The following is a 13183-nucleotide window of genomic DNA, read 5'->3' as shown; positions in this document are numbered from 1 at the left end:
ATATTTACAAACACTTCACTTTATTTTCTAGTAAAAAATCTATTAGAGATCACCAAATTCTTTAACTCTTCAGTTCTTCGGAAAAATCTTTTTTGTGATAAACTGTCTCTTTCTAATATATATAGACAAATGCCTAAACAAATTACATCATGAAAAACCCACGAAGCAGTAAAATTGGCAATCGCTATATATATGATGAAAAGTTTAGCAAAATTCGTCTTTTCGGAAGCGGTCTGAGTGAAAGCAGAAATAAAAATGGATGCATAAATTAGTAATCCCAAAGTGCCAAATCGTATAAATATTTCAGCATACCCTACATCATTGGCAAAGAATTCAAAATCAGAATTTATTCTTAGTTCCCGTCTTCCAAATCCCGACTCGCTATGTGGGACTCCATTCCCGAAAATCGCTGTTATAATGCTATTTGAATATTCTGAAAAAAAATATCGATATTCTGTAATCCGTACATTTTCTTCCCCCGATCGTTGTTCATCCAATTGTCGCTCCGTGAGAGCCAACATGCTCCCCAGAATACCGTCGTCTTTAATATCAATACTTCCAATAAAAATTGCAGAGACGACTAGAATGATAAAGTAAAGCCAAAAATATCGCACCTTTCTAATGAGGTAGCAGATCGAGATAAATGCAGATAATAATATAACCTGTCTAATAACGTGCATCACGGTTATTAGAAATAGCGCTATAGTAAATAAAACCCACAGCTTCTTCTTTGTTAATGTATACTCATTCAAACACATGAACAAACATAGGGTTAGAAACCCTCTACCAGGAATGGACAATCGAAAAAGCCCTCGGTCGTCTTTCAATCCATCTTCTTTTTCCAGGCCAAAAACTATTTCTGGGGCTTTAATCATTCCATAAGTCCAACATAAGATATAAACAAACGTGTATATATAAATTAACTTTTTTAAATCTCTTAAGGTTGGCCTATATTTCAGAAGAACAAAAAAATAAATTATTGCCATATAAGAAGCAGTCACTCTAAACCCCAATACAATGTCTTGTCCCCAATACAAATACGAGACGAAAATTGACAAACACATCAGAAATAACATCATCCGAACCAATCTTGCGTATCTATAGCTTAAAAATGACCGCAAAATAAACTTGCCGACCCATAATGTCGTTAAAAGAAAAAAAGCAAAATAGGCTCCTTTCTGAAGACCACCGCCAATTCCCACATAACGATAGAAATAGAACGAAAACAACGGAAATAACAGAAATAAATAATAATCTATTCTATTAGATATGTTAATCGACTTAAATTGAATGTTCATTTCCCCACTAAATCTATTTTTTTGCCAAACTCGTATTTAGATAATTGAACCTGTTCTATTAAATCGGTTGCTAGGATCAAAATATGCCTCTAAAGAGATGCTAATTACTAATTTGACGATTGTTTTATCAATTTGATCATCTTTCCGAAAGATTCCGTGACAAAACTCTTTTGCCACTGGCTATTAATACTCAAAACATCTTTTTGTGTCATCAACAGATCGCCAATTATTTCCAAAACCTGTAAGTTTTCAGAAGTAGTTCGCATATCTTTAATACCCCATTCCTTAATATACCTTATCGTTTTATTAACCATAATCCCTAAATATGGAACATCAAAACTCATCGCCGTAATCGCACCGTGCAAGCTAGTACCAATGTACAGAGACGATGAAGAAATAACATACATTATATCCCAAATAGTATTTCCAGATTGATAGAATACGATATCTTCATCTCCTAAGTCTCTATAAATCTTCTCCAAAACAATATGATCTTCATGACCAAGAGCAAATCCAACCGGACATAAATAAATTTTTTTGTTATATGTTTTCTTAATTTGCCTAAGCAAGTGTACTATCTCTCGATAGTTTGCAAATCCTAGCGATTTCTTAATTTGAAAGACAATGTAGCCGTTATCCTGAGAAGAAATAAAATCTTTGTTTTTGTCTGAAATCAAATTTTCGAGATAATCCTTGTCAAATAGGTCTGACATTTGGATAGCACAATCTGGATAAAGATAATTCGAAATACCGGCACCCTTGACAAGCTCGTGAGTGCCGCGATCCCTTATCGATAGATAATCTATAGATTTTAATATATCTTCTACTCTTTTGGGGAAATGGCTCTCCTTAATGAAGCTACCACCAAGGGAGTTATAAAATACATTCCTTACATTATTAATTTCATGCTTACCAATGGTATACGGAAAAAACGTCTTGCCCCCAATGACAACTTTAGCAACATAATCAGCTACAGAATTATAAACCTTATTTAACTTAAGTATTCCTGAAATTCCCTTTCTGACAACTTTTAAAAATTTCCCATAATTTGGCGATAAATAGGATACACATACTTGCCACTTTGAGCAAAATGACTCTCCGCCAGCAACAATTATATCATTATGAGAATTGTCCTCCAGACTATAGAGGTATGAAATCTCCTTTACTTTGTCTCCTCCAACATCAGTGAGGTCATTTTCTATCGTGGAAACATCCACTACATCATCATAATACTTAGCGAGGTGGAACTTGATTATATATGAAAATAATAGATCCCCATAATTATATCGGTCATTTGGTGCTAAAATTATCAACTTGTTATTCATCATTTTATTCTCAACTTTAATTTTACCATGTTTATTAAAAATATTCTCTCGGAAGCGCTCAGTCCGACTATGAATACTGCAGATAGAGATATCAAAAATGTAGTTATAAATAAAATAAGGTCATTCAAGAGAGTATTTGTTAGAATCGATTTTAAAATAACCGGTATAGGGACAGCAATCAACAGCACTAACATTATATTGAGTAAGACTAGCTTGAAAAAGTGATATACCGATAATCCTATATTAAATTTCAATATTACAACTCTTAATACTAAACAAACTATATTTAGTATGATAGCTACAATATAGATGACATAAGGTTCGCCACCCCTATTCAAAAGAAAATATGATATTGGAAAATTCAGAAAATGTGCCCCACCGACTAATAACTGGTATATCTTTATTTTGCCTGTGGCCATATTCAATGTGATCAACGGATACGATATACTAAGAATGAGTGAATATATCAGGGACAGTTGAGTAAAAATTAATGTATAATCGGGCACTTTTACAAGCCATATATTTAATACCCACTCTGCATTTAAAATAATTGGGAACGCGACAATTAACATTAGAAAAAACGCGAATCGACAACCATTAAAAACAAGCGTATATGTATAGCTATAATCTCGACTCGCATAAGATTTAACGATTTGAGGGTTAAAGGATGTGGTAAACCCTACAACAAATTGATTAACAGCACTTTCAATTTGCAAAACAATACCTCGAGCCGCGTTTATGGTGACACCATAAATTAAATTGAGAACAACATTAATACCCTGATCCTTAAGTACACCTGATGCAGATCCAATAAAATTCCAACCCGCAAATCCCAACATTACTTTTATTTGTTGTTTATCAAAAACAGCTTTAAATTCAAGCTCTTTAAATGTTCTTCGAGAGTAGACCTGAAAAATTATCCGAACAATGAGAGCCACTATAAACATTAATACTGCAAACAACACCAATCTATCGCTATTAGCGAAACCCAATAAAAATATGAGAAGAATTTTCAAAGAGGCTTCCAAAACACCGACATAGGCAATTATATTCATTTTTTCAGAAGCAATTATTAGCGCATTATACGGAATGCTAATAATATTCACAATAAAGCTTAATACTGAAAATTGAAATACGACATTCGCAGCAAACATTCTTTCCAAAGGGATATTTAGTCTATAGTTCATAAACCATAAACCTACCGTTTCAAGCAAAAAGAAAGCTGCTCCTGCTAGCATATAATGAATTAAAAGGGAACAAGAGAAGACACCCTGTAGATTTTTATATTCTCGCTTCCCCAGTTCAAAATTTATAAACCGTTGAGTTGAGCCAGTTAAGGTTGAACTAATAACCGAAAACATCGTAACGAAACCAGCTACCAAACTATACACACCATAGTCGGAGACCCCTAAATTTTGCAATATAAGTCTGGACGTGTACAACGAAATGAACATTATTACGAATGTTCGTGTATACATAAACAAAGTATTCTTGATTACCCGCTTGGAGGCACTGGTATTATCGCTCATTTGAAAAATGAATTAACGGAATTGCTCGACTCTGGAGAAAGTTTGCTAAAACGAATAGATAAATAAAAACAGGATTGTTTGGGATGAAACCGTTCCAGACTGCTATCGATATTTCCGCTTTAAATGTCCTCCGTTTTATAGTCCTCATAATTAATTTTATCATTTAATAGTCTCTATAAAGTCCCTCAACGATCTTAGCACAAGGATTTCCTCCTATTAAAATGGGATTGGAATAACTGTAATTATTATTTAGTAGAGAGTTGCTTGCTATTACGCAATAATTTGGAGTATATGTATTTTTTAAAATAGTGCTCTTACAGCCAAACCAATTATTATTTCCGATCCTGATTGATCTATAACCTTTTGTTGATTTTCCATTCAACCGAGATAAAGTATGAAAATCAGTATCTGAAAAAAGATTCTCCCACCTTACTCGCACGTTGTCTCCAAATGAAGTGTAATGATAACAGACTAGTTTAAGAGTAGCGGAAGCACTGAATTCCTTTCCAAAGGTCAACACCCCATTCTCTCCGATAGAGACCGCAGAAGAATTACCTATACAACATCTACCTTTAAAACGACAAACACCGCCAGGATTTTCAAAAATAATTCCTTGGCTGGGATATATTAATACTGTCGGAAAGCCCAATTGAATAATGCCCATTCTTATGTTTTCTGAATCAATAATTATCCTTTTAATTTTAAAATTTGGGTTTGTAGAGTACGTCGGGAAGATTCCATACCTGATTTACAGACAAATATCGAAAGTTAAAATATATTGTATAAAGTATCGATCTGGACCCCCTTCTCCTTTTCCATATTTCTTTTACAACAATCATATTTACTCTTTTTTACTTCCTTCGTTCAAGATAAAACCAACGAGTCTCTCTGATAGAATCTATTCTCCTTACCGAGCCCTCACAACACCGTCACACAAGTTAGAATATCGAATTCGGCACAGCTAAATGCGAATGAAATTTCGCTTGTCTTTATGTCATTTACTCAAAATTGCCACCATTTCCTCTTTTTATTTACTTCTCCATAATCCCCATAGCCGTATCCATAACCGTATCCATAACCATAATTACTATAGTAGCCACCCTTCGCCTGAACGTCATTAACGACTAATTGAATCGGTTTTATTTTATTTGTTGCAACTAAGTCATTTGGAATTCGGATTTGTTCTTTATACGTATACCCTTGACGCACTAAATAGAGACAACAATCCACATAGCGAGACAAAAGCTGTGCATCTGTAACCATTCCTACTGGTGGCGCATCCATCAAAATATAATCATAGCATTGCGATAGTGTTTCCATGAGTTCTTTAGCCCGCGGGTGAATCAACAGCTCGGCAGGGTTAGGAGGAATCGCTCCTGCCTGTATTAAATCGACATTTTCATGGACACCCGAAGGCATAATAATTTCTCCTACTTGCATTTCTGAGCGCACCACATAATGGGAAAAACCTTTTCCTGCCGGAAGCCCCAATTTTGTCGTCACCGAAGGCTTTCGCAAATCCAATTCCATCAACAACACTTTTTTGTCCAGCAAAGCTAAGGATATCGCGAGATTCAGTGCGACGTATGATTTTCCTTCACCCGACATGGAGGAGGTAAATAGAATCCTCTTGCCACCGTTGAGGGCGAACTCTAAATTTGTACGCATAGCACGGAATTGCTCCGCGATAGGCGAACGGGACGTTTTCGTGACGACCACCTGGTCACTTTCGTCTGAGTGGGCAATCACACCAAGAATCGGCAGCAGATTCAAGCGTTCCACATCCTCCATGCCCTGCACCCGAACATTTAACAGATCACGCAGATACAATACTACTATCGGGAAAACCAATCCGAGTACCAACCCCAGTACGTAAATTACCTTTCGTTTCGGGGAAAATGGTTCTTTCTCCGCCTTTGGTGAATCGATAACCTTAGAGTTGGATACATTTGCTGTGCGACCTATAGCGGTTTCTTCCCATTTTTCCTGTAAGAAGATATATTGTGCCTGCTTAATTTGTTGCAAACGTGCCAAGTCGATATACCCACGTTCGATCGTCGGGACTTGATTGATTTGCGAGGAAACACTGTTTGCCAGCTGCTGTTGCCCCTGCTTGGCAAGTTCCAGCTGGCGGCGCGTAGAAGCTACATTCGCGATCATATCCTGTCGTACACCGGCAATCTGTGCTGTAATGTTCTGAACAAGTGGATTATCTTCGGTATTGGCCAACAGGAGCCGTTCTCTTTGTAGCACCAGTTCGTTGTAACGTTGAATTAAGGCGTTGAACCCGACATCCTGCTGTATGACGGCCGACGGTACAACCCGGAGATTCGTATTATCCCGTAGATAAATACTGATCGCGTCCAGGGCGGCTAATTGGGTTTCTACTTCAGCTAAGTTCCGCGTAAAATCGGCTGAATTTTGTAACAAAATCTTACTCTGCTCCGAGATATCAGCTAATTGCGCATTTTTCTTGTATCCGGAAATCCGGTCCTCTACACCCGCTAATTCTTCCGTAATCTTCCGTAATCGTGCACTTATAAATGCTAACGTGGAGTCGGCAATAACATTCTTGTCGTGCAGGTTCCCCTCCACATATTTATCGATCAAGGTCGTGAGCAATTGCTCGCCGCGCTTCTGTGACGTGTATTCAAAAATCAAATCGATTGTAGATACGTTCTTATTGGTTACTTCCACTGAAAGGCGGTTGTTGAAAGTGGCAGCTACCGTCCGCACAGGTGCAACACGAAAACCATAATCAGCTAGGAATGAGACACGCCCCGTTGTGATTTTTAACAAACCAACTCCCCGCAATGCAAATGGCTCATCCCTCCGGGCATGAAATAACGTATCCGCATTGGATAACACGATCGTCTCCTCGTCGGCCGGCTCCACCTGCAAGGTAAAAGCCCTTTCAATAGAATCCGGATTCGTTAACAATTCCACATGAAAAGGTGCTTCTACCACGGGGACACTATGTACCGTACCTTTATTAAAATAACCAATATACGCCTTCTCGGATAGGACCATCTCCCGCATCAGATCAGCGGTTCGGAGCACCTCCACTTCATTGTCCACAGAGTTCTTTGCTCCCATCAACCCGGATAAATCTCCCAGAGCGGAAGACGATAACATCCCCCCTCCTTTCTTGTCATCCGACACCAACAATTTCGCGTGAATTTTGTATACAGGAATCGTGTACCGCAGATACAAAAACGCGAAGGCCAGGCCTAATATGCCGCACAGCACAAACCAATACCAATTTGACAGGACACGCCCCACAAAACGTAGTAGATCTTTGTTGTCTGATTTCTTTTCTTCGAAATCAAATTCGTCCTCCCAATCTATATTTTTCTTACTCATAAATTATAATAGTATCTATAAACGGGTCAATGCCACAATTAATACCGACAGAATAGATCCCACTATGGCAAAAGTCTGTGTTCTTGCGGCATTGTTAGCCGCTGCCTTTGCCTTACCCGGCTCTACATAGATCACATCATTTTGTCGTAGGTAGAAATAGGGAGATTGGAATACGTCGCTATCATTCAAATTTAGCCGTACCAATTCTTTCTCCTTTCCTTGATCCCGCACGAGCAGCACGTTCTCCCGCTTACCGTAGATAGTCATATCACCAGCTAAACCCAGGGCATCAAACACGGTTACTTTCTCATTAGGTACCGTATAGGTGGCCGGGCGGGTCACTTCGCCCAATACTGTTACTTTAAAGTTCGCGAAACGCACCTGTACGGTAGGATCTTTATAATATTGGCTGGCTAACGAAGTGATGCGTTCCCGGGCTTGATAGGTCGTTAAACCTTTCACTTCTACTTTACCAATTAGTGCCATATGAACATAACCATCCTTGTCGACTAAAAAGCCGGAAACTACCTGACTTCCTACGTTCGTTGCTGAGCTGGCACCTACGGCTTGTACAGCCACCGCTTGGTTGGCTACCGCAGCTGTTGTAGGATCTAAAGTCTGGATCGTAATACTTAGTATATCATCCGATTGAATAACCGGCTCGGTAAAAGCGGCGGCTTGTTTGAGGATACGGGTGGTATCGGCCGGTAGATCATTGAAATAAACAATTTTCTTGACCGAACAGCTACTGATCAGCAGCAATAATACGAGTGGGACGAATCCCCATCGCGAAAAGATTGGTCTTTTCATTAATTTTTTCATTGTTTAAACTTGTTGATTGTAGATTGTAGTTGTGTTGTTATGGTGTTCATTTTTTAAGTGGTTACTCCACTAAAAAGTTCTTCATTCATTATCTCGCAATGTTTAAAGTAAGCGCGGATATCCTCCCGCTGTGTGCCAACCTCTAAAGCGCGTACGTGCCGTTCATGATGCACATCGGTACCGACAAGATCAATCATCCCTTGTTCCAAAAGGTATTTCGCCACTCGACGTTCGTTGCGTCCATAGTAACCCATTAGTGATAGCAGGTTGAGCTGCAACAGGCAACCGATATCTTGAAAGCGTTCAATTTTTTTGTGATCCCGGTGATAATAGATATACCGCTCTGGATGCGCCAGAATCGGAATATAACCTTCCATCTGGAGGTCGAACGCTACTTTTTCAATCAGTTTGCTCTCCTCCATATACGACATCTCGATCAATACATGCCCGCCAGGTAAGCAAAGTAAATGCCGCGGCTCCTTTGCTAATTGCTGATCAAAGGCCGTATCCACCATATACTCGGCTGCATATCCGGCTGCTAATTGCCCCACTTCTTCTTGGTGCAGGCGATGAAATGCATCAGCAATGGTCTCTGCTGTATTGGGGTACACATCCTGAAAGATATGTGGTGTAAAATAGAACTTCGCTAAACCGAGTGCCTCCAAGCGCTGCAACAGTGCGACGCTCTCTGCAGCGTTCTCACAACCATCATCAATGCCGGGAAGGATATGCGAGTGTATATCCACCTGCATCCATTGCAAATCGGGGTATTGACGCTTTCGATTAAAGATAGTCCACATGATTGTTTCTATGCGATGTATTAGGATGCTTTCGGTTTGTTTGTGAAAAATAGAAATACCCGGCCAGCTCGCCCGGCCGGAGTATTTCCCTACAATCACAAGCTTACACTTGAGCTCTTCAACATCTTTGCTTTTATAGTTTATTACATTCTTCGGTCAATATGGCCAAGTTAGTCGCACCGGCTTTTGTACCGATGATGTCACCTGGCTGTATGCCTACCGTAGCCGTATTGTCTTCATTCACCGTATGGTCGTTCACGATTTTCATACGCTCGCCCCAAATGGCCTTGAAATCGTATTTGGTGCCATCCGTTTTAAGCATGCTTGTGCGTAAGAAGCCATTGTCTACCGAACCTAGGTACTTGAATTCGGTGGTGCCGGATTCGCGGTAGAACATTTGGAATGTGGGCAATAGGGTGATGACCGTCGTCTGTCCCGGACAACGCACATACAATTGTAATGTGGAGGTTGTGGCGGTGGCATCACCAGGGTTCGGCAGCCGCATAGATGTGACTTCACCACAGGCGGCTAGCGGGCCTTGTTCCAATATATTACCGGCTGCGTTGCGTACGACGATTGTCACGCCGGTAAGTGGAAGGTTCATCAAGCTGATGCTGTTGTTTGTCGTATTGATGGAATAGTCGCCGGTGAAGATCACTTTTCCGCCCCATAGAGCTTCTACCAGGATCGGTGCCGTAGTGCCGTTGCTCATCCAATCGCCCGAGAAGTTGATTACCCGCGCGACTACACAGACCGCTGAAAATTCGGCTGCCATGAAGAATGTTAAGTGGTCTATCGCGAAACTCACGCGGAAGCCGGCAGCAGCAGAACCGGTAACCGTACTGTTTTGCTCAAAGCGCCAAACACCATCACCGCTGTTACTAAAGATCTGAAACGCGGTTCCGGCAGCGAGTGGTTGTCCGGTGATCGGGCTCACATAGTTTGCCGGAACCGGCATGCTTACTACCAAAGGCTGGCTAAACTGTCTTACATGTATACCGTTAACCAACATTTTGATATCGGCCACAGCGGCAGGACTGAATGTTCCGGCAGTTGTACTGCCGTCCTCAAGCACGACCTCGTCACTACGTAAATCGCCTCCGGGTAAAAGTACCACGGCCTCTTCATTATCGGCATCGATACTGGTGACCACGATCTGCACATTCGTACCTGTAATGACCGTTCCGTTTTCGTCTCTAAATTGTGTACCGCTTGGGATAGTCAACGTCATATCGCCCGCTCCACTGGCAGACGGTAGTTCTACCGTTGTTTCGGCCGTTGTGGACCCATCGGTACCGAGTTCAACGTTCTCTACGACTTGCTCTGCGCCATCGGGCACCTCGCTAGGTTGGGTAAGGACAACGGTCTGTATACCTGCTGAGGCATCGGTAATCGCTACCGGTACAGTTTGGGTGTTGTAACCGCTTGCCGTAAACTGCACGCGAAACCGAATAGGGTTATTCGCAGTTGGTGTACGTTTCGGATCAACGCCTAACGTAATAAGGTTATCGGTCAGCTTGAAATCTTTGTATCCATCCATGTTATAGATATCCTGTGTATCACCCGATACAAGTGCCACCGAAACGCCATTGACGTTCTGTCCGTCGGTATCCACGACCCGTAGCGTAACGTAGTGTTCAATAACTTCCGTACTGATCTGTAGGTTGAAATCTTTTAATGGGCTTTCACAGGAGGAGACGCCTAAAAGCGCCGCAGCCAACGTATATATTGCTATTTTTCTAAATCTTTTCATCTTGATTATGTTTTACTTATTACCCTACCAAAACCGATAACTGAAACCGAATTCTACACGCGGCAGATAGCGATAGTTCTTCATGTTACGTTCGATAATAGCTGCATTGTTGACATTCTCTTCTAGGAGCCCTGTTGCTTCCATGGATACACTAGGCTTGGAAAGGTAGTAGCAGCCTAAGTCGATATGCATGGAGAAGCGGCTATCGATCACAATGTTGCTCCAGCCGACACCGGCGTAGGGATTGACTGTCTTTTTCCACTCAACTTGGGTCGTGATCGTTCCTACGTGATCGGGATGTACGTCAATTTCGCCAAACTTGTATGGATCGCGCAAACGCGTGCTCAGCTCTCCATCGAGCTGGAAGAAGTACGCTCCGCCCAATTGAATATTGAAACTTCGAAAAAATCCGCCCTGCTGCACAAAAGGCGTCCAGCCAAAAGCAAGCGATACATTGCCCGATTTTGCTTTTACGTTGCTACGGGTCGCATAATTATTGTAGGTACCTGCAATATGCGTATTGAAGGGCATATAACTGGCACCGACCCGCAATCCGAACTTCGTCCCGAGCGGCTGGTAAAGGTGTAATCCTACACCGGTGGTCCCTAAGTGAACACCTAAAGCAAATGGATAGGGATAGCCATTGGAATAAGCGGACGCAGGGACACTGTCGCGCTGCTCGGTATCGCGCGCCTGTGCATACACGCCCAACGTTAAGAAGCTGACGAGCATCATAACATGTTTGAAAAACCTGTTCTTCATAATTTTTATTTGTTCTGTTTGTATTATTTATTTTGCTTGTTAAATCGTTGTTATTAATACGCATTCTTTTCACCACGTAGCATGTTCAGTGCGGTCATGCAGACGATCTTAAAATCGAGCATGGCGGACCAGTTGCTCATGTATTCCAGATCATACTCTACCCGCTTGGCCATCAGTCCGGGGTCTTTTGTCTCGCCGCGATAACCGTTTACCTGTGCCCAGCCTGTGATACCCGGTTTTACAAAGTGTCGTACCATATAGTGTTGGATCAGTTTGCTATAATGTTCGGTGTGTGATAACATATGGGGACGTGGCCCGACCACGCTCATTTGCCCCAGAAACACATTGATAAACTGTGGAAATTCATCTAAATTGGTTTTACGTAAAAACTTACCGATGGGTGTAATGCGTTTGTCTTCTTTGCTCGCTTGGGCTTTGTCCGAATCGCCGTTTACTACCATACTTCGGAATTTATAACACCCAAATGTTTGATTGTTCCTCCCTGATCGTGGCTGTTTAAAAAAAATCGGACCAGGGCTTTGAATTTTGATAAGTAAACCAATAACAGGAACTAACCAACTTAATATAAAGACGATAACCATACTCGAAATAAAGATATCAACGATGCGCTTTTTTATTCGGTTTTCCATGGTGGACAAGGACTCTTCGTGCGACCGCAATACGGGAAGTTCCATCGGCAGTGCAGTGCTGCCCGTTCCGCGATAAGGTATACTCGCAGCTGTAGTTACAAAATTCAACTGTACGCATTGATAGTCTGCCGCCATAATAAGTTCTCGGCTACAATCCGAGATATCCGGGGAATTGATAAGAAATACATCGTGAATACCAAGCTTCGAGACCTCTTCGAAATAACGGCGAAATTGGGCAACTTTCTCTGCTTTACTCTGTTGTTCCACTTCATCAAAATATTTAATGGTATTGACATGATAGAACGCATGATTTTGTCCGAAGCTTTCCTCCACGGAGGCTAAGTATTCATGATGGCCGATTAACGCCACGGTTTTACTCCATCTAAAACGCTTCGATAGCACGGTATACACATAGGTGAGGGCAAATCTAGACGACGCTGCATATAGCAATATCATCGCCGTGATTCCTATCAAGAAGTAGAAGAAACCTATAAACCTGTGCCCGATTAAGGCACAGCCGGCAAACACTGCCAACAGCAGTAATGTCGTGCGCAATGTCTGCCGGAACACGTTTTCTAGCCGTTCAATCGTGACGTTCGCATAAAGCCGTAGATATAGTGCGGAAACGATAGCGACGAGGTTAAATAGTGTCCATAGTGAATAATAATTGGTAGACTGTACCTCCTGCGGACTCACGAGCCCATTGGCAGTCAATACGGAAAACGTCAAGACAAAACATATATTCAAGCATATGGCGTCCGTCAAAACGAGTAGTATTTTTAGGTACGCTAAAACGCGATTTTGAACATATCTGTACATCATTTTTAAATTACATGTTTATATAAAAAATTTAAAAGAACTATATTAAACTAAAAAGATTC

General features: G+C 41.2%; 10 protein-coding genes. All 10 read right to left on the bottom strand.

Annotated features, from left to right (window positions below; genetic code table 11):
• Nucleotides 1-20 precede the first annotated feature (20 nt).
• A complete protein-coding gene (locus tag C5749_RS16555) occupies nt 21-986 on the bottom strand; it encodes a hypothetical protein (protein ID WP_146113778.1) in 966 nt (321 codons plus the stop codon).
• Between the two features lie 419 nt (nt 987-1405).
• Entirely contained in the window at nt 1406-2626 is a 1221-nt protein-coding gene (locus tag C5749_RS16550; RefSeq protein WP_105727348.1) for a polysaccharide pyruvyl transferase family protein, read from the bottom strand.
• Nucleotides 2623-3861 carry an MATE family efflux transporter gene (locus C5749_RS16545; RefSeq protein ID WP_146113777.1) on the bottom strand — a complete coding sequence of 413 codons (1239 nt, stop codon included), beginning with the start codon at nt 3859-3861 and terminating at the stop codon, nt 2623-2625. Before C5749_RS16545 ends, C5749_RS16550 begins: the two co-directional genes overlap by 4 nt.
• A 454-nt stretch (nt 3862-4315) precedes the next feature.
• Complete coding sequence (locus C5749_RS19550; RefSeq protein ID WP_146113776.1) at nt 4316-4816, bottom strand: LbetaH domain-containing protein; 501 nt, start codon at nt 4814-4816, stop codon at nt 4316-4318.
• 338 nt (nt 4817-5154) lie between these two features.
• Nucleotides 5155-7515, bottom strand: coding sequence for a GumC family protein (locus tag C5749_RS16540; RefSeq protein WP_105727346.1), 2361 nt, complete (start codon nt 7513-7515; stop codon nt 5155-5157).
• A gap of 15 nt (nt 7516-7530) precedes the next feature.
• Nucleotides 7531-8325 (bottom strand): polysaccharide biosynthesis/export family protein, encoded by a 795-nt coding sequence (locus tag C5749_RS16535; protein ID WP_105727530.1) that lies wholly within the window; start codon nt 8323-8325, stop codon nt 7531-7533.
• A gap of 65 nt (nt 8326-8390) precedes the next feature.
• Entirely contained in the window at nt 8391-9236 is an 846-nt protein-coding gene (locus C5749_RS16530; RefSeq protein ID WP_181151495.1) for a tyrosine-protein phosphatase, read from the bottom strand.
• Between the two features lie 34 nt (nt 9237-9270).
• Entirely contained in the window at nt 9271-10890 is a 1620-nt protein-coding gene (locus C5749_RS16525; protein ID WP_105727344.1) for a hypothetical protein, read from the bottom strand.
• Between the two features lie 24 nt (nt 10891-10914).
• Nucleotides 10915-11652 (bottom strand): hypothetical protein, encoded by a 738-nt coding sequence (locus C5749_RS16520; RefSeq protein WP_146113774.1) that lies wholly within the window; start codon nt 11650-11652, stop codon nt 10915-10917.
• 53 nt (nt 11653-11705) lie between these two features.
• On the bottom strand, nt 11706-13124 hold the full coding sequence (locus C5749_RS16515) for an exopolysaccharide biosynthesis polyprenyl glycosylphosphotransferase (RefSeq protein ID WP_146113773.1): 1419 nt from the start codon (nt 13122-13124) through the stop codon (nt 11706-11708).
• Between the last annotated feature and the right edge of the window lie 59 nt (nt 13125-13183).

Source organism: Sphingobacterium gobiense (assembly GCF_002980575.1).
Lineage (GTDB): Bacteria > Bacteroidota > Bacteroidia > Sphingobacteriales > Sphingobacteriaceae > Sphingobacterium > Sphingobacterium gobiense.
The sequence above is the reverse complement of the archived record's forward strand: the minus strand, read 5'-3'. Positions and strand labels throughout refer to the sequence as shown.

Coding starts and splice junctions, on each gene's coding strand:
- C5749_RS16545 (WP_146113777.1), bottom strand. CDS start 3,861: ATGCTAGCAGGAGCAGCTTTCTTTTTGCTTGAAACGGTAGGTTTATGG.
- C5749_RS16550 (WP_105727348.1), bottom strand. CDS start 2,626: ATGATGAATAACAAGTTGATAATTTTAGCACCAAATGACCGATATAAT.
- C5749_RS16540 (WP_105727346.1), bottom strand. CDS start 7,515: ATGAGTAAGAAAAATATAGATTGGGAGGACGAATTTGATTTCGAAGAA.
- C5749_RS16515 (WP_146113773.1), bottom strand. CDS start 13,124: ATGATGTACAGATATGTTCAAAATCGCGTTTTAGCGTACCTAAAAATA.
- C5749_RS16535 (WP_105727530.1), bottom strand. CDS start 8,325: ATGAAAAGACCAATCTTTTCGCGATGGGGATTCGTCCCACTCGTATTA.
- C5749_RS16520 (WP_146113774.1), bottom strand. CDS start 11,652: ATGAAGAACAGGTTTTTCAAACATGTTATGATGCTCGTCAGCTTCTTA.
- C5749_RS16555 (WP_146113778.1), bottom strand. CDS start 986: ATGGCAATAATTTATTTTTTTGTTCTTCTGAAATATAGGCCAACCTTA.
- C5749_RS16525 (WP_105727344.1), bottom strand. CDS start 10,890: ATGAAAAGATTTAGAAAAATAGCAATATATACGTTGGCTGCGGCGCTT.
- C5749_RS19550 (WP_146113776.1), bottom strand. CDS start 4,816: ATGGGCATTATTCAATTGGGCTTTCCGACAGTATTAATATATCCCAGC.